At 39.4% G+C, this 24,636-nt stretch carries 30 protein-coding genes; 10 read left to right on the top strand and 20 right to left on the bottom strand.

Translation table 11 applies throughout. The features are described 5' to 3' along the window. Positions 1-203: 203 nt before the first annotated feature. The gene (locus H4075_RS04650; protein WP_182804609.1) at positions 204-1,340 is read left to right on the top strand and encodes an alkaline phosphatase family protein; all 1,137 of its coding nucleotides are present in this window, start codon (positions 204-206) and stop codon (positions 1,338-1,340) included. Between the two features lie 2 nt (positions 1,341-1,342). After that, positions 1,343-2,923, top strand: coding sequence for a sulfatase-like hydrolase/transferase (locus tag H4075_RS04645; protein WP_182804607.1), 1,581 nt, complete (start codon positions 1,343-1,345; stop codon positions 2,921-2,923). 2 nt (positions 2,924-2,925) lie between these two features. On the opposite strand, the gene H4075_RS04640 is transcribed toward H4075_RS04645, so the two are convergent. The 11 genes from H4075_RS04640 to H4075_RS04590 form a co-directional block, all read right to left on the bottom strand. Further along, complete coding sequence (locus H4075_RS04640; RefSeq protein WP_182804605.1) at positions 2,926-4,242, bottom strand: SGNH/GDSL hydrolase family protein; 1,317 nt, start codon at positions 4,240-4,242, stop codon at positions 2,926-2,928. A gap of 16 nt (positions 4,243-4,258) precedes the next feature. Then, positions 4,259-4,690: a type II 3-dehydroquinate dehydratase gene (aroQ, locus tag H4075_RS04635; RefSeq protein WP_182804603.1), complete on the bottom strand. Its 432-nt coding sequence runs from the start codon at positions 4,688-4,690 to the stop codon at positions 4,259-4,261. A gap of 49 nt (positions 4,691-4,739) precedes the next feature. Further along, a complete protein-coding gene (gene carA, locus H4075_RS04630) occupies positions 4,740-5,861 on the bottom strand; it encodes a glutamine-hydrolyzing carbamoyl-phosphate synthase small subunit (protein ID WP_182804601.1) in 1,122 nt (373 codons plus the stop codon). Between the two features lie 71 nt (positions 5,862-5,932). Further along, positions 5,933-6,436, bottom strand: a complete 504-nt coding sequence (rplQ, locus tag H4075_RS04625; protein ID WP_182804599.1) for a 50S ribosomal protein L17 — start codon at positions 6,434-6,436, stop codon at positions 5,933-5,935. 94 nt (positions 6,437-6,530) lie between these two features. After that, complete coding sequence (locus H4075_RS04620) at positions 6,531-7,529, bottom strand: DNA-directed RNA polymerase subunit alpha (protein ID WP_182804597.1); 999 nt, start codon at positions 7,527-7,529, stop codon at positions 6,531-6,533. 127 nt (positions 7,530-7,656) lie between these two features. Next, a complete protein-coding gene (rpsD, locus tag H4075_RS04615; protein ID WP_182804595.1) occupies positions 7,657-8,262 on the bottom strand; it encodes a 30S ribosomal protein S4 in 606 nt (201 codons plus the stop codon). Between the two features lie 143 nt (positions 8,263-8,405). Next, a complete protein-coding gene (gene rpsK, locus H4075_RS04610; protein ID WP_182804593.1) occupies positions 8,406-8,810 on the bottom strand; it encodes a 30S ribosomal protein S11 in 405 nt (134 codons plus the stop codon). 189 nt (positions 8,811-8,999) lie between these two features. After that, positions 9,000-9,380 (bottom strand): 30S ribosomal protein S13, encoded by a 381-nt coding sequence (rpsM, locus tag H4075_RS04605; protein WP_182804591.1) that lies wholly within the window; start codon positions 9,378-9,380, stop codon positions 9,000-9,002. Between the two features lie 48 nt (positions 9,381-9,428). Beyond that, on the bottom strand, positions 9,429-9,545 hold the full coding sequence (gene ykgO, locus H4075_RS04600) for a type B 50S ribosomal protein L36 (RefSeq protein WP_038084689.1): 117 nt from the start codon (positions 9,543-9,545) through the stop codon (positions 9,429-9,431). Between the two features lie 73 nt (positions 9,546-9,618). Further along, entirely contained in the window at positions 9,619-9,837 is a 219-nt protein-coding gene (gene infA, locus H4075_RS04595) for a translation initiation factor IF-1 (RefSeq protein WP_129130093.1), read from the bottom strand. A gap of 119 nt (positions 9,838-9,956) precedes the next feature. Next, complete coding sequence (locus H4075_RS04590) at positions 9,957-10,364, bottom strand: hypothetical protein (protein WP_182804590.1); 408 nt, start codon at positions 10,362-10,364, stop codon at positions 9,957-9,959. Between the two features lie 146 nt (positions 10,365-10,510). Here H4075_RS04590 and H4075_RS04585 point away from each other — a divergent pair, with 146 nt between their 5' ends. Together H4075_RS04585 and H4075_RS04580 are read left to right on the top strand one after the other, a co-directional pair. Further along, complete coding sequence (locus H4075_RS04585) at positions 10,511-11,140, top strand: DUF4136 domain-containing protein (protein WP_182804588.1); 630 nt, start codon at positions 10,511-10,513, stop codon at positions 11,138-11,140. A 23-nt stretch (positions 11,141-11,163) separates the two neighbouring features. Beyond that, the gene (locus H4075_RS04580; protein ID WP_182804586.1) at positions 11,164-11,775 is read left to right on the top strand and encodes an outer membrane beta-barrel protein; all 612 of its coding nucleotides are present in this window, start codon (positions 11,164-11,166) and stop codon (positions 11,773-11,775) included. A 2-nt stretch (positions 11,776-11,777) separates the two neighbouring features. On the opposite strand, the gene H4075_RS04575 is transcribed toward H4075_RS04580, so the two are convergent. From H4075_RS04575 to H4075_RS04545, 7 genes are read right to left on the bottom strand one after another with little or no spacing between them, the layout of a single operon-like run. After that, positions 11,778-12,896 (bottom strand): ABC transporter permease, encoded by a 1,119-nt coding sequence (locus H4075_RS04575; RefSeq protein WP_182804584.1) that lies wholly within the window; start codon positions 12,894-12,896, stop codon positions 11,778-11,780. Next, complete coding sequence (locus tag H4075_RS04570; RefSeq protein WP_182804582.1) at positions 12,893-13,999, bottom strand: ABC transporter permease; 1,107 nt, start codon at positions 13,997-13,999, stop codon at positions 12,893-12,895. The genes H4075_RS04575 and H4075_RS04570 overlap by 4 nt, the downstream gene beginning before the upstream one ends. Positions 14,000-14,013: 14 nt before the next feature. Further along, complete coding sequence (locus H4075_RS04565) at positions 14,014-14,760, bottom strand: ABC transporter ATP-binding protein (RefSeq protein WP_182804580.1); 747 nt, start codon at positions 14,758-14,760, stop codon at positions 14,014-14,016. A 1-nt stretch (position 14,761) separates the two neighbouring features. After that, a complete protein-coding gene (locus H4075_RS04560; protein WP_182804578.1) occupies positions 14,762-15,679 on the bottom strand; it encodes an ABC transporter ATP-binding protein in 918 nt (305 codons plus the stop codon). Positions 15,680-15,684: 5 nt separating this feature from the next. Further along, on the bottom strand, positions 15,685-16,620 hold the full coding sequence (locus tag H4075_RS04555) for an HlyD family secretion protein (protein WP_182804576.1): 936 nt from the start codon (positions 16,618-16,620) through the stop codon (positions 15,685-15,687). A 6-nt stretch (positions 16,621-16,626) separates the two neighbouring features. Further along, positions 16,627-17,877 carry a TolC family protein gene (locus H4075_RS04550; RefSeq protein WP_182804575.1) on the bottom strand — a complete coding sequence of 417 codons (1,251 nt, stop codon included), beginning with the start codon at positions 17,875-17,877 and terminating at the stop codon, positions 16,627-16,629. Between the two features lie 47 nt (positions 17,878-17,924). Next, on the bottom strand, positions 17,925-18,542 hold the full coding sequence (locus H4075_RS04545; RefSeq protein WP_182804573.1) for a TetR/AcrR family transcriptional regulator: 618 nt from the start codon (positions 18,540-18,542) through the stop codon (positions 17,925-17,927). Between the two features lie 164 nt (positions 18,543-18,706). Between H4075_RS04545 and H4075_RS04540 the strand changes: the two genes are divergently transcribed. Next, positions 18,707-19,072 carry an SPOR domain-containing protein gene (locus H4075_RS04540; RefSeq protein ID WP_182804571.1) on the top strand — a complete coding sequence of 122 codons (366 nt, stop codon included), beginning with the start codon at positions 18,707-18,709 and terminating at the stop codon, positions 19,070-19,072. Between the two features lie 64 nt (positions 19,073-19,136). Here the strand turns inward: H4075_RS04540 and H4075_RS04535 are convergent, their stop codons facing one another. After that, positions 19,137-20,294 (bottom strand): homogentisate 1,2-dioxygenase, encoded by a 1,158-nt coding sequence (locus H4075_RS04535; protein ID WP_182804569.1) that lies wholly within the window; start codon positions 20,292-20,294, stop codon positions 19,137-19,139. Positions 20,295-20,601: 307 nt separating this feature from the next. Here H4075_RS04535 and H4075_RS04530 point away from each other — a divergent pair, with 307 nt between their 5' ends. The 4 genes from H4075_RS04530 to H4075_RS04515 all read left to right on the top strand — a co-directional run bounded on the left by H4075_RS04530 (position 20,602) and on the right by H4075_RS04515 (position 23,587). Next, the gene (locus tag H4075_RS04530; RefSeq protein ID WP_182804567.1) at positions 20,602-21,333 is read left to right on the top strand and encodes a hypothetical protein; all 732 of its coding nucleotides are present in this window, start codon (positions 20,602-20,604) and stop codon (positions 21,331-21,333) included. Positions 21,334-21,343: 10 nt separating this feature from the next. Next, positions 21,344-21,844, top strand: a complete 501-nt coding sequence (locus H4075_RS04525; RefSeq protein WP_182804565.1) for a metallophosphoesterase family protein — start codon at positions 21,344-21,346, stop codon at positions 21,842-21,844. A gap of 60 nt (positions 21,845-21,904) precedes the next feature. After that, complete coding sequence (locus tag H4075_RS04520; RefSeq protein WP_182804564.1) at positions 21,905-23,002, top strand: pyridoxal phosphate-dependent aminotransferase; 1,098 nt, start codon at positions 21,905-21,907, stop codon at positions 23,000-23,002. Positions 23,003-23,161: 159 nt separating this feature from the next. Next, complete coding sequence (locus H4075_RS04515; RefSeq protein ID WP_182804562.1) at positions 23,162-23,587, top strand: nuclear transport factor 2 family protein; 426 nt, start codon at positions 23,162-23,164, stop codon at positions 23,585-23,587. Between the two features lie 36 nt (positions 23,588-23,623). On the opposite strand, the gene H4075_RS04510 is transcribed toward H4075_RS04515, so the two are convergent. Further along, positions 23,624-24,064: an LTA synthase family protein gene (locus tag H4075_RS04510; RefSeq protein WP_182804560.1), complete on the bottom strand. Its 441-nt coding sequence runs from the start codon at positions 24,062-24,064 to the stop codon at positions 23,624-23,626. A gap of 123 nt (positions 24,065-24,187) precedes the next feature. Between H4075_RS04510 and H4075_RS04505 the strand changes: the two genes are divergently transcribed. Further along, positions 24,188-24,556 (top strand): hypothetical protein, encoded by a 369-nt coding sequence (locus H4075_RS04505; RefSeq protein ID WP_182804558.1) that lies wholly within the window; start codon positions 24,188-24,190, stop codon positions 24,554-24,556. Positions 24,557-24,636 lie beyond the last annotated feature (80 nt).

The following is a 24,636-nucleotide window of genomic DNA, read 5'->3' as shown; positions in this document are numbered from 1 at the left end:
TCTCTTTCTGGATATTACTGTTTCTTTTATCCTATGGCTTTCTGCATGACTCTTTAAAGAAAATAGTGGGTGTCAATTTTTTCAGCAGCTATAAAATTATTCTGCCGCTGATTTTTACTCTACTCATTGCCATATGGCTATTTATCAAGAAAAGTAATAGTACATTTAAGCGGCTTTTCTTATTCATTAATATCTTGCTGTCTTTGTTCATTGGATATGAGTTGTTTAACAGCATAACTAATTTTCTTGCCTACAAGAAGAATGAGCACTTGCTTGACAATCGCTTCAGTGCTTATTATCAAGCTGAGAAAAATATCAAACAGCCTGACACAACAAAACCAGATATCTATTTTCTCGTATTTGATGCATTACCTTCTACAGCAGCAATGCAGGAAGCGTGGAATTTCAATAACAATACTTTAGACAGCTTCCTGCAGAATGAGAATTTTTACGTTGTTCCTCGCTCAAAAAGTAATTATAACCTCACGGTATTATCTGTAAGCAGTTCGCTTAATATGGATTACACTCCACCCGTAGATCTATACCAGGATGAAACTAAGATGTATTTTAAAGCATCTGCCTCACTTCTTAACAATTCAATACTACGTTACTTAAAGGAGTCAGGTTACGACACCAAACAATATCAACCTGTTTCATTTGTAAATAAGGACTGGAATGGAGATCTGTTTTTTCCCGACATGCTGTACATGAACTATTTCTATCAAACATTACCAGGAAGAGTTTACCGTGATCTTGGGTGGAATTTTTCCCAACTAAAAACAAAATTCATCAAAAAACAAGACTTCGCCTCCTACGAAAAAAGAAACAATGATCATAGAAATGATCTTTTGCAAACAACATTGCTGATAAAAAACTCCTGCGCAATGAATAAACCGAAACCGCAGTTTGTTTATGCGCACTATCAATTGCCACACGATCCCTACATCTATGATAGTTCAGGCAATTTAAAACCGGTAGAAAAAACAATCACATACAAAGAAGAGGAGCAACCGGCAGCTTTTATTGAGCAAGTTAAATTTGCCAATAAAATAATTCAGCAACTTGTAACGCATATTAAGCAAACAAACAAGCCAAACACAGTCATTATAATTGAAGGAGATCACGGCTTCAGGAATATATACGGGAAGAAAGGCTATATGATCTACGACAATTTCTCAGCATTCTATTTTCCTGACAGGAATTACAAAGATCTTTATCCAACTATTAGTCCTGTTAACAGTTTCAGAGTAGTGTTGAATAACTTTTTTGAAACAAAGCTTCCACTTTTAAAAGATAGCAGTATTTTCATTCCCTATACATTACCCGGAGAAAAGGAATAAGCATGCAAAAACTCTTTCAAAAAGCAAAACTATTTCTTGGTAAGCAACCTCTTTTCCTTTTGCTGCTGCCTTTATTTTTTATATACAGTGGTTATAATGAGCTGTTTGGGTTTCTTTCTATCAAGTTTATTTTATCGAACCTGGCAGTTATTCTTGTATGCATATTTACTTGTCTTCTGCTTTTTTATAAACTACTTCGTGATTTTACAAAGGCATCCGTATTTACTTTTATCATTAGCTTATATTGCCTCGTATTCGGCTATCTGCACGACAGTTTAAAGCAGTTGTTTCCGCAAAGTTTTTTTGTAAAATTCACTTTCGTGATTCCTGCATTCTTTAGTTTATTCCTGATTGCATTGATTGTATTAAAAAAAAGAAAAAAGCCTTTTACAGAATTGTTTCTTTTCCTGAATCTACTGTTCATCGTTTTGCTTCTCTCCGAAATACCTAACAGCGTAAAACGTTACCAACTGGATAAAAGTGTTGACAACCTTATTGATTTTCGCTTTAATGCATACAACGATTATCAGCCAACAAAAGCTCTTCCTGATTCTTTAAAGCCAGACATCTATTTTCTGTTGTTTGATGCAATGGCTTCATCAAAAAGTATTTTACAAAATTTTGGCCGGAATAATTACCAACTGGATACATTTTTAAAGCAAAAAGGGTTTTATGTGATCCCGAAGGGAAAAGCAAATTATAATTGGACCATTCATTCATTAAGCACAACCTTTAATATGGAGTACCTCCCACCATGGATTGCTCCTGTAATGAACGACGGGAAAGCTTATTTCTGGGGTTCAGCATCAATACTAAACAATTCATTATTCCGAATTCTAAAACAGGAAGGATATTCTATTAATAGCTACCAGCCTATCTCTTTTGATAACAAAGACTGGCCTGGCAATTCATATTTTTCAAGTTTTAAAAAGTATCATTATAGTTTTAAAACATTACCCGGAAGGATTTACCGTGATGTCTTTTGGAATTACAACCGGATCGATGTCGATTTTATAAAAGAAAGACAATTTAAGATCATCTCAAATCGCAACAATGAGAAGAAAGCTTATTTGGATACAACAATAGATTTAATAAAACAAAGTTGTTCAACCTCAGGGAAGCAGAAATTTATTTACGGCCATTTCATGATACCACATGACCCTTACACATTCGATAGTACAGGAAATGTAAAAGCCCCTGAACAAACAATTATAAAACGTAAAGAAGATGACGCCGATGCATATTATAGTCAGCTTGTTTATGCAGGAAATGTTATCAGGGAGTTAGTCGCATATATACAGACAAACAATAAAAAGAATACTATTATCATCGTAGCCGGGGATCATGGTTACCGCAGCAGCGAATCGGAAAAAGCCGGTTACAACTTTGAGAACTTTAATGCCTTCTATTTTCCAGATAAAGACTATGCGAAACTATATGATTCTGTTTCGCCTGTCAATACATTTCGCATCGTACTTAATAAATCATTCGGAAGTAATTTGCCAATCTTAAAAGACAGTAGTATTCTTGTCACTGTGCAAAAAGAGACAATCAAGAATAAAGAGAAAATAAATTCCAGGTGAACCTATTTCCCGGGGAGCTGCATAAGAATTGAAGTTGCAATCAACTTATGAGCAAGTGGATTGGGGTGCCCATCGATAAAAACTGAATCATTCCCTCTCATTCCCCAATGCCCAAACAATCTTACATATTCCTGCTCATCACTGCTACTCATTCTTTGGCGCAGAGCAGAATCGGCATTTGCAATACGATATGAATAATTACCAACAGGAAGTTTCCCTTTAAATGTGATCGGTCCATTATTCAGATGTAACAAAATCACCTCTACATCATGCGCTCTGGCCAGTTTTATAATTTCTGAATATGCAAACAGTTCAGCTTCATGTCGCTTAGGTGTAGGTCTTTTTTTATGTCCAAGAATATTTCTCATTCTTGTTTTGATGATTTGTATTTGTTGGTTCCCAAAATAACTGATCCCCTTCTTGAAATAATAACGCAAAAAATTACCCTTATATATTTTTCGATCTTCCTCAGGTAATAATTCATTTATCGGTGATTGATAAACCGGCGGATCAATAGCAAATTCATTTTCCTTTTCAATAAAGTAAGGTGTAGGAAGTAAGTAACCGCCCCTGCTTGGAGCAAATTCTATAAGCGATCGCTCAATGAGCCATGGACTCCGTTGAATAATTATGTAACGAGGTTTATATTTTGGAAGAAGTTGGTTTGCCTGTATCAGCATCTGTGCCAAGCCATAGCCCCCAACAGCAGCATTGATATAATTCATTCCCGATTCCCGGGCAACTATGTATGGAAATGTTTCTTCAGCTTTACATGCAGATCCAAAGGTAAATGAGCAACCGAGAAATAAGAGATCAACAGGTTTATTTACATCACTAAATTGTTCTCTGGTGTGTGCAACTCTAAAACCATTACTGTCAGTTTTAACAGGAACAGGTTGCTTCAGATCGTAAACAAGAGAACTGAAATTATCCGGACGCATCCTGTAACCTAATAAACTATCCCGCTCGTACATCCTGCCCTTCCATGATATAAAATTATCAGAAGAAAAATATCTATAGTATGCAAGAATACTTTTATTTAAGGAAAGAGAGTGATAGATAATAAAAAGCAGAGTGACAATTGAAAAAAGAAAAAGTGAAATTTTTAATGGGCTTCGAAATAATCCGGAATTCCAAAGTCTTTTGTAGAAAAAAGCATAAAGACAAAAAAGAATAATGAACGCCTGTAGTAATTGATAAATATGCCTGGTATTCAATGGAAGAAACAAACCAGTCTTTTCAGCAAAGAACTGAAGTAAAAAAAACAACCCTGCACAAATAAAAATTGTTACTAGTGCGTCAATTACAATTTTTTTCATGCCAATTTACTCCTCGTTAACTATTACTCTCCTTTAATAGCCATGTGATCGCCAACTCATACCCCTTCAACCCCAAACCAATAATACTGCCTGCTGCTTTTGCACTTACATGAGATAGTTTACGAAACTCTTCCCGTGCATGTACATTTGAAATATGCACTTCAACAACAGGTGTTGTAATAGCAGCAATGGCATCACCAATGGCAACAGAAGTATGCGTGTAACCCCCGGGATTCATGACGATACCATCGTAGGAAAAACCAACACGCTGCAATTCATTGATCAACTCGCCTTCTACATTGCTTTGGTAGTAATGAAATTCAACTGCAGGAAATTTCGCTTTCAGTTCTTCGAAATATTCATCAAACGATTGGTTGCCATACACACCAGGCTCACGTTTACCGAGCAGATTGAGATTAGGTCCATTAATGATGGCGATCTTCTTCATGGCATAAATATAAAATAAAAAAGCCCCGATGTTGAATCGGGGCTTGGTATTAATTTAAACTGCTTTTGATCATGTTGATGAAATCATCAAACAGGTAGCGGCTGTCGTGCGGACCAGGTGTGCTTTCCGGATGATATTGCACAGAGAATGCAGGACGATCTTTCAATCGAATACCTTCAATCGATTCATCATTCAGGTTCACATGTGTGATCTCAACATTCGCTGCTTTACGCACCGCTTCCGGATCAACACCAAAACCATGGTTCTGCGTCGTGATCTCACACAAACCTGTTACCAGGTTTTTCACCGGGTGATTTAATCCACGATGACCGTGATGCATTTTGAATGTAGAAATATCATTTGCCAAAGCCAATAACTGATGGCCGAGACAAATACCAAAGGTTGGCTTCTTCTCATTGATGATGGCCTTCACTGTTTCAATTGCATAATCCATACTTGCAGGATCGCCCGGACCATTTGATATAAAGTAACCTGCAGGGTTAAATGCTTTCAACTCTTCGATCTTTGTTTTTGCAGGGAATACTTTCAGGTAAGCTCCACGATCAACCATGCATTGCAGAATGTTGAGTTTTGTACCAAAGTCCATCACAGCAATACGGATCGGCGATTTTTCATCACCCATATTATAAGCTTTAGTTGTGCTTACGGTGCTCGCAAGTTCAAGGCCCTCCATTGACGGAACTTTTGCTAACTCTTCTTTCAGTTTTGCTTCATCTAATATTTCAGAAGAGATAATGCAGTTCATGGCACCTTTTGTACGTACATGCGTTACAATTGCTCTTGTGTCAATATCTTCAATAGAAACAATGTTCTGTTCTTCAAGATATTGCTGCAGGGATTTGTCAGCAGAATACCTTGAGAAACGATCCTCTAGGTTTCGGCCAATAAGACCTTTAATTTTTACACTACTGCTTTCTACATCTTTTTCAAATGTGCCGTAGTTACCGGTATGCACATTGTTCATAATAATGATCTGGCCGGAGTAACTTGGATCAGTAAATACTTCCTGATAACCCGTCATTCCTGTGTTGAAACAGATCTCACCGGTAGTAGTACCAATCTTACCAAATGCTTTACCGTAAAATACATTGCCATCTTCCAACATCAAGATAGCGGTTTGAGTTCCTGTTGGCTTATGTGGTTGTGTCATAATTAAGTGCAAAATAAAAGAGGCAGAACCAAATGGCCTGCCTCTGTATCAGAAAATTTTCAACATTTAATTTACTCAGCTGATTTTTCTTCTGTTTTTTCTTCAGCAGCAGGCGCAACAGCTTCCGCTGCAGCATCAGCCTTCTTCTTCGCACCACCGGCACGACGGGTTTTCTTAGCAGGAGCAGCAGCTTCGCCTTTTCCTTTACCGTAGATCTCGTTGAAATCAACCAGTTCAATCATGGCTTTTTCTGCATTATCACCTACACGAATGCCCAATTTCAGTACACGTGTGTAACCACCCGGGCGACTTGCAACTTTTTCAGCAACCGTGCTGAACAGTTCAGTTACTGCTTCTTTGTTTTGCAGGTAGCTGAACACAACACGACGGCTGTGAGTTGAGTTATCTTTTGCCTTAGTGATCAATGGCTCGATCCAGGTACGTAAAGCCTTCGCCTTAGTTAAGGTTGTAACAATACGCTTGTGCTGAATCAGCTCAATTGCGAGGTTGGTCAGTAACGCTTTTCTGTGAGAAGCGGTACGTCCCAAATTTTTGATTTTGTCTCCGTGACGCATGACATTTGAATTTTAGAGTCTTGTACCGTGTCAGGAATTACAAGACTAAGTTTAAAAAAATACTCAGCTGCAATACTGCAGCTGAGTAAAAATATTAATCGATGTTATCTAATCCCATTTTGTGAAGATCCATACCGAAGTGTAAGCCTCTTTCGCCTAACACCTGCTCAATTTCAGCCAAAGATTTCTGGCCGAAGTTGCGGAACTTCATCAAATCTTCCTGTTCGTACTGAACCAACTCACTCAATGAGTTGATCTTCGCAGCTTTCAGGCAGTTGAAGGCACGTACTGAAAGATCGAGATCTTCCAATGGAGTCTTCAATACTTTACGCAGTTGCAGCATTTGCTCATCAACCACATCTTCTTTCTTCTCTTCCTTATTATCAAATGTGATGTTCTCATCAGTAATGATCATCAGGTGCTGAATAAGAATACGGCTTGCTTGTTTTACTGCTTCTTCCGGATGAATAGTACCGTCAGTAACAACGTCCATAACTAATTTTTCGAAATCAGTACGTTGTTCCACACGTGTATTTTCAATCAGATACTTTACGTTTTTAATTGGCGTAAAGATCGAATCAGTAGCAATGTAACCAAACGGAGCATCTTTCGGTTTGTTATCCTCTGCAGGAACATAACCACGGCCCTTTGCAATGTTGATTTCAATATCAAGCTTTGCACTTGGATCCATTGTGCAGATGAGCAACTCAGGGTTCATTACTTCAAAGCTCTGAGTAGCTTCACCAATATTTGCAGCAGTAAATTCTGTTTTGTTTTTCAGGCTCAAAGTAACTTTCTCATGAGCAATGTCATGATCAACTTTCTTTTTAAAACGAACCTGTTTCAAATTGAGGATGATTTCCACAACGTCTTCGCTGATACCTTTTACAGTAGCAAATTCGTGGTCGGCACCTTCTATTTTAATACCGGTAATAGCGTAACCTTCCAATGAATTCAGCAATACACGGCGTAATGCGTTACCAATTGTAACACCATAACCGGGTTCAAGCGGACGAAATTCAAACTGTGCTTCAAAATCACTTGCTTTCTGAAGAACAATTTTGTCGGGTTTTACGAAATTCAAAATAGCCATATTGAAGTTTCTGTTTTACATTTTGTAATCGGCTGTTAAGCCTTGATTAATCTGCTGTTGCGTCGCACTCTTGTACGTTCGGTAATTGCATTGAGCTATCGGCTAAAAGCTAATGGCTCAAGACTTATTACTTGCTGTACAATTCCACGATCAGTTGTTCCTTGATATTCTCAGGAACACTTTCACGCTCAGGGTAGGCAATGAATGTACCCTTCATTTCAGCTTCGTTGTAATCGATCCAGTTAAACTTAGGATTCTTTCCTTTTGCCGGGCCTGTTACAGAGGCGTTATCCTTGCTCTTATCTTTCAAGCTAATGATATCACCTGGTTTCAGTTGGTAAGAAGGAACATTCACAACATAACCATTTACAGTAACGTGCTTGTGGCTCACCAACTGGCGTGCAGCAGGGCGGCTTGGAGCAATACCTAAACGATAGATCGTGTTATCCAAACGTGCTTCAAGGAGGCGGATCAGATTTTCACCAGTTACACCTTTCAAGCGTGCAGCTTCTTCAAATGTTTTACGGAATTGCTTCTCTAATACACCATAAGTGTACTTAGCTTTTTGTTTTTCACGCAGCTGTAAAGCGTATTCACCTAAAGTTTTACGTTTACGTTGTGCGCCGTGTTGGCCGGGAGGGTTGCTGTTTTTACCCAACCATTTGCCATTGCCGAGAATTGGCTCACCGAAAATACGGGAGATCTTGGTCTTGGGACCAGTGTAACGTGCCATAGTTTTTATTCATTTACGCTTTTTAGAAACCGGTGAACTGATCCGTAAAAGCGTTAAAAATTAATCAGCCACCCTTTTAATAAAATGAATGAATCTTGGCGATTCAAATATGTCTGGACAGATGCGCAGAACGCACCAGTCAATTAAACTCTTCTCTTTTTAGGAGGACGACAACCGTTGTGTGGTAAAGGAGTAACGTCTTTGATCATTGCTACTTCAATACCTGATTGTGATAAAGCACGGATAGCGCTTTCACGACCAGAACCGGGTCCTTTTACATATACGTCAACACGCTTAACACCAGCATCGAAAGCTACTTTTGCAGCTTCTGCAGATGCTACCTGTGCAGCATAAGGAGTGTTTTTCTTAGAACCTTTAAAGCCCATTTTACCGGCGCTGCTCCAGGAAATAACTTGTCCTTGTTTGTTTGTTAAGCTGATGATGATGTTGTTGAAAGTCGCACTGATATGTGCGTCACCATGCGAATCAATCTTTACAACTCTTTTTTTGGCGGCTGCCTTAGCGCTCACCTGTTGTGCTTTTGCCATAATTGAAAACCGAGGTAATCTATTTGTTTAAAAATTATCCCGAATTTATTCGGGACCAGATCAACGCTCCATCTACACCGTGATATCTGCTGTTAACCTGTAAGAACTGGTGTATATCGTTTAAGGCCCAAGTTCCAAAACATAAGGTACAAGCTTAAGACTTGTACCTTGTTTCTTGTGCCGTTAAGCTTATTTCTTAGCTGCTTTCTTCTTACCTGCAACTGTCTTACGTTTACCTTTACGTGTGCGACTGTTTGTTTTCGTACGCTGTCCACGAACCGGTAATCCTTTACGGTGACGTAAGCCACGGTAGCAAGCAATATCAAGCAAACGCTTGATGCTCATTTGCACTTCACTACGCAACTGACCTTCTACTTTGAACTCGTTGGTAATAACGTTACGAATTGAATTCAATTCGTCATCGTTCCATTGGTTCACTTTTTTATTTACATCAATACCTGATTTCTCAAGGATGTATTTAGCAGTAGAAGGACCAATACCATAGATATAGGTAAGGCCAATTTCTCCTCTTTTGTTTTTTGGTAAATCAACACCGGCAATACGAGCCATAACTTATTTTACTTTTTTTGTTCTTGTTTGTTTTGAATCAGCAACAGATTATCCCTGACGCTGCTTAAAGCGAGGATTCTTTTTGTTGATCACATAAAGCTTACCTTTTCTGCGAACGATCTTGCAGTCGGCGCTACGCTTCTTAATGGATGCTCTTACTTTCATTTTCTTAAGCTTTGTGCTGCAAGCTGTTCGCTGCGAGCTATTGTTTACTTTATTTATATTAATAAGCCTAAGCTTACTTATACCTGAAAATAATACGGCCCCTGCTCAAATCGTAAGGACTCATTTCAACCCCAACTTTATCTCCAGGGAGAATACGGATGTAATGCATCCTCATTTTTCCTGAGATAGTGGCCAAAATTTCATGCCCGTTTTCAAGCTGCACCCGAAACATAGCATTGCTCAATGCTTCTAAAATTTTGCCGTCCTGTTTAATAAGTGCTTGTTTCGCCATACTTTTTGGGGTCGCAAAGATAGGAGGATTTCTGGAAAAGAATACAAAAAAATCAGCCCCGGCGGGCATTTTCAAAAAAAAAATTCCGGGCCGAGGCCAAATATAGAATTTTCTGCTTTTTAAATCGCAGCAGCGGTAAGATGTACCTTAGTCATATTAAGATAATAGTTCTGCAACTCATGTAATGCAATTGATTGATTTACATGACGTTTATCTTCCCTATACCAGAAGCTTATGTTACTAAAATCATCGGGCCTGTCTAAATGAACCCTGAATGCTCCTTTCATGTACTTAACCGAACCGTCGGGCTGGTCTTCACGTGAAAAATTAATTTTTTTGAGAGCGGCATCACTGAGGGGTATTGGTTTCAAAACGTCCCCGGCGTACCAGAATTCGTTTTGGCCGTTGGTGAGCACCTTTGCCAGTTTTTGACCGTTGTTTACTTCAAGCACCTCTCCTTCCATGAGTGTGCCTTCGAAATCTACCATTACGAGATCACCTTCTTTGAGATCAGAGATTTTAATCATAACGCAAGCGCTTTTGTTTGCTCTAATTTAAACAAATAATGACAAAAAAGCAGCTAACCTGAAACCAAGCCTTAAATGATTCTTAACAGCTAATTGATAACTCAACTGGCCTCTTTTTTGTTTATACCAGTATAAATTAAAAGGATATGAAACGATTGAGCATTGCATTTTTACCGTTACTGACCCTTTTCTTGCTGGCCTCATGTAAGAAAAATCCAATAAAGAACCTGACTGTTGAAGAAAGCTGGGTTTATATCAGCAGTGGTAATAACGGCATTAACTTTTACAATTTTTCAAGTGTCACCATCCCCGATTCTATTATCCTTATCAGTAACAGGCAAGGGAGCAATAACTATGAAACAAATGCGCTTGCACAGTCTATGATCAATGAGGTGAAAGCAACAATGCAGTCTCGGGGTTACACGCTGACAGGTAAAAATAACAATCCAGACCTGGGTATCAGTATTGCACGGATAGATAACAGTTACACGAATGTTGCGGCCTTTAATGGCTGGTGGGATCCATATTATGGCTACTGGGATCCAACGTTCTGGGGCTATCCCGGCTTTGGTTGGGCTCCAACTCAATTTGTTTTTTATAATACAACTGAATCAGCATGGGCAATTGATATTATCGATCTAAAAAATACGAGTGGCAATTCGCTGCAGATATTATGGAGCGGCACCATTCGTGGTGAAGAAATATTTAATTCACAAGCTGTGCCTTTGATCGTGAAAGGTTTGTTTGAAATCGCACCTTATATCAAAAGAAATTAATTGAACGAACAAAATATTAGCAGATGAAACAAGTAATCATACTATTAATAACCGTCAGCTTTGGTGCAGTTGCCACAGCACAACAAGGCTTATCGAAGATCAGCATTCAGCATTCTACTCATGTACCAATTGGAAGTGTACGTGGTTTTGTTGATAACATTTCTCCAAGAGGATTTTCTGCCGATTACAGTTACTTCATCAACAATAATTTTTCACTGGGATTTGCCAGTGGCTACAGCGATCTCTATCAAAAGAAAGACCGTCAGACTTATTCTTTTTCAGAAACGTATATATCAGCAGTAAAATCGCATTCACTGCAAATAATACCATTAATGCTGAAAGGGAGTTATAGCAACATAAAAGAAGGATCAGTGTTTCAGCCTTATGCAGGTATAGCAGCGGGTGGCAGCCTTATCAATTATGAAGAATGGTTTGGTACTTTGGTGGACGAAAAAAGCGGTTTTCGTTTTACGATAGCACCTGAAATAGGCACACGTATTTCGTTTAACAAATACTCACTCGGTGGCGTTGATCTTAGTTTGCGTTATGACTACACGGCCTTCAGGTATAACGATGTAAAAAACCTACAAACTATTTCGCTTAACCTCGGATTGTTTTTCTTTAACAGAAATTAATATCAGTTACGTTTACGATAGTTGAAAATTGCCCAACTATTTAAAACAACAGCAAAACCCGTCATGATAAGTAAATGATTTTTTATATCAGACAATCCGCTTCCTTTTAATACAACCATCCGCATTACATCAATAAAATAAGATACCGGGTTGAACCTGGTGATCCATTGCGCCCACTCAGGCATACTGTCGATAGAAGTATAAAGACCTCCTAACAAAACAAAGATCATCATCAGGAAAAAAGAAATAAGCATGGCCTGTTGCTGAGTTGATGAATAAGTTGAGATCAATAAACCAAGTCCAAGTACAGCTAATAAATAAATGGCGGCAAAAACATAAATGGTAAAGAATCCACCGAGCGGAATAATGCCATATAATAAACGGGAGATCAATAAGCCCAGCGTCAATACGATCATCCCCAATATCCAAAATGGAATCAGTTTTCCTAAAATGAAATGAACCTTTTTAACCGGTGTTACATTCATCTGTTCAATGGTACCGATTTCTTTTTCTTTTACAATATTGATTGCGGTAAGGTTTGCTCCTACCATGGTTAAGAGCAAGACCAATATACCAGGCACCATAAAGAATTTGTAGTTCATCAATGGATTGAACCAATTCGATGAAGTGACTTCTATTTGTGTTTGCGTACTAGGCCTTGGCATCTGTATCCATTCCAATCGAACTTCACGATTGAAGTCCTGCAGAATGCTGCGTAGGTATGCATTGCCGAGACTCCCCTTCACTCCATTGATGGCATTACTTGCAATAAACAGTTTTGCTTCACTTTCCTTCACCAGTTGTTTTTCAAATGAAGCCGGTATTTCTAAGACAATGTCAGCATTGTCTTTTTCTATTTCTTCAAATGATTCTTCAAACGAACCCGAATAATGGGTGAGTTGAAAATAACCAGATGCGATAATCTTTGAAATGAGTTGACGGGAATATGATGAATGATCAAGATCTGTAACCGATAATTTAACATTCTTGATCTCGTAATCTGCTGCCCATGGAAGAATCATCAATTGAATAACCGGCATGATAAAAATTATACGCAGGATAGCAGGATCCCGAAAGATCTGCCTGAACTCCTTTTGTAATAAAAACCGAAGTGTCCTCATTGCAACCTGATTTTAAAACGTTTTATTGCGAGCACTAAAAAGAACAGCATCATTCCTGTAAGGATCAGCGTTTCTTTCCACACAGCTGTTATTCCAACTCCTTTGATCATTACTGATTTTACTATGATGTAATACCATTTCGCAGGAACAATGTTTGAAACAGTACGCAACGGGAATGGCATATTTTCAATGGGAAACATAAATCCACTCAACATAACGGTGGGTAAAAACAGAGCAACCAACGAAATAAACATAGCTGTTTGTTGTGACTCTGCTCCGGAAGAAATTAACAAGCCAAGCGATAATGACACCAATGTAAACAGTATACTTTCTGCAACCAGTAATGCAAGACTTCCATTAATGGGCACCTCCAGCACATACACACTTAATAAAAGAATACTGGCAATATTGATGGTTGATAATAATAAGTAGGGAACAGCTTTTGCAAATACCACCAATTGTGGTTTCATTGGAGATACCAGCATGATCTCCATGGTACCCATTTCTTTTTCACGCACAATCGTAATAGCCGTCATCATTGTACAAACAAGTAACAACACCATTGCCATAACACCCGGCACAAAGTTATACGCTCCTTTCAACTGTGGGTTATACAGCATTCTTGTCTCTACATTGATGGTATAAGGCAGTTTTTGATTATTGGTGATACGGTTTTGGTAGTCCATTACAACTGCTGCTGCATAATTCGTTAACGTATTGGCAACATTAGGATCAGATGCATCAGCTATTAATTGAATTGTTGCGTTGTTTACATGCTGCAAATCTTCACCAAACTGATTAGGAAGTATAACTGCCAACTTGATCTTACCACTGCGAAATGCGGGTTCAATTTCATCTGCAGAAATTAGATTGCGTTCAACATCAAAATAACGGCTTGAATTTAATTCGCTGATGAGCGATGCTGTTGCAGCATCTTTCGACTGATCAAGCACAGCGATCTTTGAATTCTTTACTTCATTCGTTAATGCAAAACCAAAGATGACGATCTGTACCACCGGCATTCCCAACAGGATAAACATGGTACGTTTATCCCGCCAGATATGGAAGAATTCCTTTTTTACAAATGCGAAGAATTGTTTCATGTTTTGCTTTTTAATCAATCGCCTGCCCTTACTGCTTTTCTTGCCAACTTCAGAAACACATCGTCCATTGAATCTGAATGATATATTTTTTTCAACACTGCCGGCGTATCCAATGCTTCAATTTTTCCATCAACCATAATACTTACACGGTTACAGTATTCTGCTTCATCCATGTAGTGCGTTGTTACAAAAATGGTGATGCCATTATCTGCTGCCTGGTAAATCATATTCCAGAATTCACGACGGGTAACAGGATCAACTCCACCCGTTGGTTCATCTAAAAAAACAATTTCCGGTTCATGAAAAATGGCGACTGAAAATGCCAGCTTCTGTTTCCAGCCGAGGGGCAATGCGCCAACCAGTTTGTTTGCTTCTTTCTCCAGGTGCAAGTGATCAAGAATAAAAGCTGTTTTCTCTTTAATGAATGCATTGCTCTTTCCATAAATACCACCATACAACTGCATGTTCTCATTCACAGTTAAGTCTTCATACAACGAAAACTTCTGGCTCATATAACCAATATTCTTTTTGATCTGCTCATTCTGCGTGTACACATCAAAGCCTGCAACAGTTGCTTTACCCCCTGTTGGTTTTGATAAACCACATAACATACGCATGGCTGTTGTTTTACCTGCACCGTTCGCACCAAGAAAACCGAAGATTTCTCCTTTGTGCACATCAAACGTAATGGCATCTACTGCAGTAAAATGTCCGAAGCGTTTACTGAGTTCCTGTGCTGTTATGATTTTATCGTTTGCCATATTAATTACGCATCAGTTGCATGAAACAATCTTCAATCGTTGGTTTGCCTTGCACAATTTCCAGTTCTGCGTGTCGCTTGCTTGAAAGAAATTGATGCAACAGATCAGCTCCTCCACCATTTTTCATCACCACATGATGATAGATGCCTGAGGGATAAGCATTGGCAACTGCATCAAATGTTTTCAAATCATTCAATAGATGCAACATGTTCTTGGCACGTACTGCAAACATGGATCGGCCGAATGAGGCAACGATCTGTTGCGGTGTATCAATGCTGAGAATAGAACCTGATTGTACCAATGCTACCCTGTCGCACATACTCGCTTCATCCATATAAGGCGTTGAAACAAGTATAGTGATGCCTTGCTCTTTCAGGCGTTTCAGCATTTCCCAAAATTCTTTTCTTGATACAGCATCAACACCGGTAGTTGGTTCATCTAAAAACAAAACAGTTGGCCGATGAATGAGTGCACAACTCAACGCCAGCTTTTGCTTCATACCACCTGAAAGTTTTCCTGCCTTGCGATCTTTGAATGGTTCTATCTGCGAATAAATATCTTTGATGAGATCGTAGTTCTCTTCAACAGAGGTATTGAAAATAGTTGCAAAAAAATCAAGATTCTCTTTTACGGAAAGATCCTGGTACAATGAAAAACGACCCGGCATATAACCGACCTGTTTTCTGATCGCTTTGTAATCCTTCACCACATCCAAACCTTCAACAGTTGCCGTTCCGCTATCAGCAAGTAAGAGTGTTGTAAGAATACGGAAGAGTGAAGTTTTACCTGCTCCATCCGGGCCAATGATACCAAACAACTCACCCTTAGCCACATCAAATGAAAGATCATTTAAGGCAGTGGTCTTTTGCTTTTTATCGCCGTAGGTCTTAATAATATGTTGTACCGATACTGACTGCATGTTCCTTATTTGAATACCACTTCACCATACATACCGATCTTGAGATAACCATCATTCTTCACGTTGATCTTAACCGCATACACAAGATTGGCCCGCTCTTCCTTTGTTTGAATTGTTTTGGGTGTGAACTCTGCTTTATCAGATATCCAGCTGATGGTTCCAACAAGTTCTTTGTACTTATCTTTTCCATCATCAACCAATACTTTCACCTGCTGCCCTAATTTTATTTGCGACAGTTGATCGCCTGTTACATAAGCCCTCAACTTCATTGCACCCAGATCGGCAATTTTATACAAAGCTTTACCGGTTGATGTTAACTCACCTGCTTCTGCATACTTGGTCAGCACAGTTCCATTAATGGGATTTACAATATCAGCACGTTTCAACTGATCATTCAACTGTTCTACTCTTTTCTGCAGAGGTTTTGATTCGCTAAGGATACTTTTGTTTTGTGTGGATGTATTGTTACGCTGCACATTGATCTGTTGTTGTGTAACACCCATCTGCTTTCGCACAACATCGATCTGTGCATTGATATCATCCAGTTGCTTTCCCGTTGCTGCATCTTGTTTGATCAGATTTTCAATACGTTGTTTTTCATGCAACAGGTTGTTGAGTTGTGATTGCTGAACAGCCAATTGATTCTGCAACAGGGCCACTTGCGGACCAACATCTGCAGTTTTATCATTTAATGAACTGATGCTGGCTTCCACTTGCTCTTTTTGCAATTCAATACCTTCTGCATCCACAGTTCCTACCACACGACTCGCCGAAACAGTATCGCCTTCGTTCACGGTAAGCGACAATATCTTTCCGCTTAATTCAGATGATACGATGACTTCGGTTGCTTCAAATGTTCCCGACGCATCAAATTTGTTTCCATTACTACTGCAGGCTGTTATAAAAACAGTTGCCAGCATACTTATAAAAATGTTACGCATAGTCCTTTATTTTCCCTTGGTGGCTTGATAATTGATTTGTGCCTGTATTAATTGTAATTGGTGTACAATGAGTGTTTGTCGTGCCTGATCTTCTGCATTTACTTCACGTAAATAATCGTTGGCGGTGATCACACCATTTTCCAATTGTGCTTTTGCTGCATCTTTTACTTTTAACCGCAGCTCTACGATCTCGCTATCTTTTGCGATCAGTTGATTGATCTTATCGATCTCCGCCTGCTGCTGTTTCAATTGCGTATTGGTGTTGAGCAGAAATACATCTTTCTGCACAGCAACGATCTGTTGATTGATGCCGATCAACTCTCTTTCTTTTTTTGAAGTATATAATCCACCAAAAGCCCAGTTAAAACGGATACCGGTTACATAATAAGTAGCAAATTTGTTTTCGAGAAAATTCAAACCTGGTCTTCCGTAACCACCTTGAAAAAAGAAACTGGTCTTGGGAAGATTCTTTGCTTTGATCATATTGCTTTGTCCGCCGAGCAATTGTTGTTGCTTTTGAAACAGGTTCAGTTCAGGACGAAGAATGGTTTGATCATTTGCTGTATTGATAACCGGCTTTGTAAACACCATGCTTGCTGTATAAGTCTCTCCGGTAAATAAACTCAACACATCAAGCAAGCCTGTTTTTGTTGCTGTGAGTTCAATTACACGTTGATCAACTTTGAGTAGTTCTGCTTTTAGTAAGTTGAGGTTTGATTTGAATGCAACACCATTTGCAACCTGGGCTTCCATTTTTTTCATGCCGGTTGACAGATCATCACGGATCAGTTGCGTTTGCTTCAACTGCTCATCGATGTAAAGAACGCTGAGGTATATTTGACTGATGCGTTCTTCCAGTTTATACAGTTCCACTTCAACTCTCTGTTCTTCCACATCAGCATTCAGTTGCTGAATACTTCGTTGCTGCTTGAGCATACCACCATCGTAGATCATCTGGTTGATGTCCGCCACAATTTTATATTGATCCTTACTCAATGGATCAATCGATACACCCGGCAGAGGAATCTTCACCGTTGTTACTTCCGACTGGTAAGTAGCTTGTCCGCTTACAGTAAGCTGCGGCAAAAAACCTTTGTTGAGGTTTTCAATAGTTATATCCTTCGTTTGGCGAATGAGGTCTTTTTGTTTGAGAAGTGGGTATTGTTGCCTTGCCTTGGCCTGAACTTGCTCCAGCGTGACCGTTTGTGCAAACGACAGCTTAGATAAGACAAGAAACAAAAAAAGCAGTTTCTTCATAATATTCAATTTAATTAACCAAGTAGTTAATTTCTGTTCAAAAAAAATTATTTCCGAATCGAATCAATGATAAACTTCGGAATCTCCTTCTTCCTTTGCTCCATTGCATGCCGGAACTGAAATTCATCAAGTCCCAAATTCATCTGGAAGATGGGTTTGGCCACAAACGGAAAAATCGTCATCGAAAGCAGGTTCATCATTAGCTGTAGTGGGCTGATGGGTTTGATGGTTCCTTTTTTCACCTCAGCTTCAATCTGCAAAAGGAATTTTGACGGGTCAGGTTTATTTTTTGCCCCCCACACTTTCTTCATAAAATACACCGGATCCTGGTTCACTTCATTCATTACAAACAAGGGCAGGTAAGGGTTTTCAATCACTACGGTAATATATTCATCACAAAACTTTTCGATCTTTTCAAACAGGCCGGCGTCTGAGTTCAACACCTCATTTACTTTCGGGAATAAATGATTGGCCGCTTCCATAAAGATCTTTTCAAACAGTTTATCCTTGCTGTCAAAATAATAATGGAGCAATGCTTTGTTAATACCTGCTTCATCGGCAATATCCTGCATACGTGCCCCATACATGCCTTTCTTAATAAACACATTCCGTGCTGCCTGCAGAATCACTTCTTCCGTACTTTGATCTTTTATCCGCTTTGCCATATTTTTAACCAAATGGTTAACAAAAGTAAAAAAATGTTTTTTATCTGCAACTTTTTTTCGCCATGTTTTCAAATTGTCCGCCGTTATATATTGCCGATTCACTAAAATAAAGCGGCAAATATGATTCTGGCTCGTCTTTTGCCTGTTCAGTATATCCCGACGTAATGCAGATCAAAAAAATCATTTATACCATCTTACTTCCTGTTGTCCTTGCGGCCTGCACAGGACCAAAGACAACTACTTCAGCGCCGCCAAAAGAAAAAACGGTTACCAAAAAAATGGTGAATGGTTACCAACTTCAGGTACTGAATACCACCGATAGGACTGAAGCTCTAAATGCAAAATCATTGCTGCTCACAAAATACCCGCAGCAGAAAACCTTCCTGATGTATCAAAGCCCCTATTATAAAATACGGTTTGGAAATTTTTTAACACAAACTGAAGCTTTGAGCTATCAGAAAAAAGTAAAAACTCATTTTACCAATGTATTTGTGATACCTGCGAAGTTTGAAATAAAGGTGAGGGAGTAAAATATCGGACATAAAAAAAGAAAAGAGCTTTCTTCAAACTCTTTTCTTTCTTCTGATCTCTCATCTATTCAGCCCAGCTCATTACATAATTTCCATTTTCAATGTCCAATGCCTGTTTGGTTAACATCAGCGGACGAAATGTATCAACCATCACCGCTAACTCCTTCGTTTCTTTTGCACCAATACTTTTTTCAACTGCACCTGGGTGTGGTCCATGAGGAATACCTGCAGGATGCAAGGTGATCATTCCTCTTGTTACATTCTTACGACTCATAAAATCACCATCAACATAATAGATCACTTCATCGCTATCAATATTACTGTGATTATAGGGCGCTGGAATAGCGTTGGGATGATAATCGTACAACCTCGGCACAAACGAACAAACCACAAAGGCATTCGTTTCAAATGTTTGATGCACAGGTGGTGGCTGATGTACCCGACCGGTGATGGGTTCAAAATCATGAATGGAAAAAATATACGGATAGCAGCAACCATCCCAACCCACCACATCAAACGGATGTGTACCGTAATGCAAACCGTATAACATTCCCTTCTTCTTTGCCCTTATGAGAAAATCGCCATGTTCATCATATGTTTTCAGATCCTGTGGCTTGCGGATATCCCGTTCGCAATAAGGCGCATGCTCCATCAACTGACCGTACTTACTCATGTAACGTTTAGGGTAACGGAGTGGTGTAAACGATTCAACAATGAACAACCTGTTTTTATCATCATTGAACTCTATCTGGTAGATCGTTCCCCTAGGCAAAATGATATAATCACCATAACCAAATGGCAATTCACCGTATTGCGTTTTCACTGTGCCACTTCCCTCGTGTACAAAGATCATTTCATCAGCATCAGTATTCTTGTAGAAGTAACCGCTTGTACCACTTGTTGGTGCGGCCAATACAATATGACAATCGTTATTCACCAAAACAGGTACACGGCTTTCTAAAAATTCACCGCCGGGTTTAAGATTAAAGCCTTCAAAACAACGGTGCTGCAACATTTTTTCTTCTGCAATAATGGGCGATACATCTATCTGCGGTTCTGTCTTAATGATCTGTGTTGGAGGATGACAATGATACAGCAACGAATAATCATCACTGAATCCTTCGGTTGAAAATAATTGTTCGCTGTACAAACCACCATCGGGCTTGCGGAACTGTGTATGACGTTTATGCGGGATCTTTCCCAATGTGTAATAGTGAGCCATGATTAAATTTGAAAATGAGTTGATTTGAAAATTTGAAAATGCGTTTGCTTATTTCTTGAATAGAAAATAGCGTATGTCAGCTTCTTGAAAGCTCCAGTGTGGCAAGCAGAAAAATGTACTTCCACTTCCGTTTATCGATCCAGTAAGTGAAGTTTCTGAAAAATGGCATATTCAAAGCTAAGTAATCTGTGCGGCTTACGAACGGCACTTCAACGCTTGTTTGAAAAATTTACAAATAGATTTATCTTCCCTTTTTATTGCATTCCGCAATAAAAACAATCAATCAATCACCGCTTAACAGAACCTCATGAAGAAGAGAGAAAAACTTGCTATCGTACGGCAACACTACCCCACTGCCATTACTACTATCGACAGCGTTAACAGGCTTATCGATTTTGTAGAAGCCAAACTGGATCTGGAACCTGCGCAGATCATGTTGGCCGATAGTATTTGCAGTGATGATGTGAACAGTATTCAATACCCGGCAAGGGCACATGAATTTCTTGGTCCTTTTAAAATGGGTGGACTTGATGGTTATCCGTTCACCGGTTTAACTGGTATGGGCGCTTTTGCAAGTCATGTACCCGATGAGGGAGCAGTTATTGTCTATTATGGTCCGCATATTGGTATTTCAAAAAATGGTGCGGTGGGCGAAATACATCGTATTGGTCAGCATAACCATTCAGGTTGTTGCGGCGCAGCAAAAGGAGCGTTGAATAAACTTTTAACGAACACGATCGAAGATGGAAAAATAACTGAGCTCGATTACCAGATGAATACGATTGAACAGATCCTACTGAAAGAGCGAAACAGAATTGCTACAGCCTCCATTCCATTAAAAGAAGCAACAGAAGTGATCTATGAAGCCATTGATAAACGCATTAACGAATTGGTGGCAGCAACCAAATATAATTGCAAGTATGTGATATTGATGGGCGCCATTCTCATCAACAGTGACAGCGATGTTGGTTCATTCAACTGCTCACGCCGTTTTGATGTGATCGATCTTGCAACAGGACAACGAACTTCTTATCTCTAAACAAATTGGTTTGACACGAATAGGACTTATCTCCGACACACATGGATTTTTAGATGACCCCGTGTTTGATCATTTTTCAAACTGTGATGAAATATGGCATGCGGGTGATTTTGGAACTATTGAATTAGCTAAGCGTCTGTCTGCTTTGAGCGGCCTGACTGTAAAAGGCGTTTATGGTAATATTGATGGACAAGATGTTCGATCCGTTTACCCCGAGCAACTGGTTTTCCATTGCGAAGATGTGAAAGTGATGATGCGGCATATTGGTGGTGCTCCGCCAAAATACAATCCCGAAACGAGAAAGGAATTGCAACTGCATCAACCAAATCTTTTCATCAGCGGACATTCACATATTTTAAAAGTGATGTATGATGATAAGATGAATTGCCTGCACATGAACCCCGGCGCAGCAGGTAAACAAGGCTGGCATAAAGTACGCACACTGATCCGTTTTGTGATCGATGGAAATAATATGAAAGATTGTGAAGTGATCGAACTCGGAAAGCGTTAACAGAATTGCCTTTTATACAACGTCTTTTTACAGTAACTTACAGGAACAAAATTAACAGCTATGCAACGTCGTGATCTACTGAAGCAAACCGCTCTTACCCTTGCCGCATTTACATTAAGCAGGGATCTTTTTGCCGCCGAAGCAGAAAAATTTGCACAGCTCCCCGATGTTGACAAGATCATCAAACTAAGTTCAAACGAAAATCCTCACGGTCCATCACCCATGGCCCGCAAACAAATGATGGAAGCTGTGAATGGCAGCAATCGCTATCCATGGGATGTTACCACAAAACTGAGAGAAGAAATTGCTGCTTTAACAGGGCACACAAAAGAACATATTGTAATGGGCGCCGGTTCATCTGAACTGCTGGGGCTTGTGGCGGTATGGGCCGCATTGAAAAAAGGAAATGCTGTTGCACCCGACCCTACGTTCCGTTTATGGATGCCTGCTGCACGTAAAACAGGTCTTGATATAAAACTCGTTCCGCTCACCGATAAAAAAATGACCGATCTGCAGCGGATGAAAGAAGCAATGAACGATCAAACAAAACTTGTTTATATCTGCAATCCAAACAATCCAACAGGCACGGTATTGCCGGCAAAAGAGCTTGAAGCATTTATTAAAGACATTGCACCCAAAGCAATTATTTTATTAGATGAAGCATATACTGAATTCAGCAGCGAGCCCAGCATGGCACACCTGGTGAATGATTATCCTAATCTTGTTATTGCAAAAACTTTTTCGAAGATATACGGTATGGCAGGTGCACGTGTTGGTTATGCATTGGCACATCCAACTACCATCAAACAACTCAATGAATTGCAGCCGTGGGCGAATGCAGGTGCAAGTGCCGTTTCATTAGCCGGAGCATTAGCTGCATTAAAAGACAAAACGTTCATCGACTTTTGTAAAAAAGAAAATGCATTGGCCCGTTCTATCTTCTGCAAAGCATTGGATAAAGCAGGCATTCCATATATACCATCAGAAACAAGTTTTATTTATTTCGATACCAGCAATTTTGGAAAAGATGTGAAAGCAATGCTTGAAGCGAAAGGCATTGTTGGTGCACGCACTTTTGAAGAAGGCACCAAGTGGTTACGCATCAGTGTGGGTACACAGGATGAAATGAAAAAAGCGGCGGCGGCTTTGTTAAGTTAGTTTGTAGTTTTTTGTTTATAATTACTCCGGCACTTGTGCCTTTTTCCTTGTGCCTTGTTTCTTGTTCCTTGTGCCTTTCACCTCCCGTCTTTTTCCTTTCATTGATTTTTAACGAATCGATTGCAATTGATCTTTCTATTTTTCGCCAAACAAAAAAATATGAAACCAATCCTTCTCATCATCGGCATTTTCTTTATGCATTCATTAGTGCGAGCACAGGCCGACGCACAAACCATCAAAGACATTGAAACTGTTTGTAACTACTATCTCATTGGCGGAACCAATCGTGATAGTGTGATGTATAGTAAAGCATTTCTACCGGAAGGTCATTTGCGCTATATGCAAAACGATACAGTAATGAATGTATCACTAAAAGATTTTGCAGCCCGCATGCGCAACGGTGGCGTAAAGCAAGATCGCAAAACAAGCATCGATCGTATTGAAGTATTTGGTAATGCTGCCACAGCCAAATTGACAATCGAGTATCCAACGTTTTACTATCATGATATGATGAGTTTATTGAAAACAAAGGACGGGTGGAAAATAGTAACGAAAATATTTTACAGGGAAGACAAGAAGAAATAAAAAAGGCCTCCGTTTGGAGGCCTTCTATTTTATAAGTTACATGCCGGGGAACCACGGCCTTGCAATTCCTTCACGGAAAGGCCATGGTACTGCCGCAAGAATTAAGATAAGCGCTACCACATACATCCAGGAAGCGGCACCATAGTTTTGTTTTTTTGCTCTGCCTCTTGCCATGGTGATCATCACAATTGCGAGGATCATAGCAGAAATATGTTCAACCACCCAGAAACGGGCGAAACTGTCTTTCATTACATTTCCGAAACCGCCCAGTCGTTCGATCATGTGAAAGCCAACTGCTTCATTGTTGAAATATTGAAATAAGCCCAGCAACAACGTAATGTGTGCAGCAATGAGCAGGAACAAACTTGTTTTTTGTAAGCCGCCTTTTTTAGTAAAAGCCTGGAACAAGGCAATGATCAACAGGATAAGAATTACCCAGCGGAGGACATTGTGCAAGTGAAGCAATCCGGTATACATAATGATTTGGAAATTTAAGATGATTTAATGTGAAATTCCGCCACAAAGTAAGGTGCAGAAAGGGATTATTCAAAAACTGTTTTTTTGCAGAAACGAAGTATCTTGGACTATCAAACACCTGCTATGAAGAAATTATTTTTTACCGTTGTTGCTTTTTGCAGCATACAATCATTGCTTGCACAATCTCCAAAAGTTTTTGTGAGCGATTCAAGCAGACCCATCATTCAACAACAATTATTATTTCAAAACAGGATCATTGGCAAAACTGAGAAGGGAACTGTTTATGCGTTGCCGCAAGATAATATGCCTGTACTGGTGCCAGACAGTTCAATTACATCGAACATGCCGAACAGGTTAAAAACTGAAACACCTGGTTTGCAAATACCAAATCCTTATTATCCCGGCAAACCGGAAATAAAGAAATTTCCGTCAACACCAAATATGTATCAGTATAAACAAAGGCCTGAGATAAAAAATAAGATTGAACGGTGAGTGATGTTGTAATTTCTTTTATTCGTCAGAAAGGCGTCAGACGGACATACTACTCACAATTCACTACTCACCACTCACCT

It is taken from the genome of Lacibacter sediminis, assembly GCF_014168535.1.
GTDB lineage: Bacteria > Bacteroidota > Bacteroidia > Chitinophagales > Chitinophagaceae > Lacibacter > Lacibacter sediminis.
This window is presented reverse-complemented; position numbering and strand designations above follow the sequence as displayed.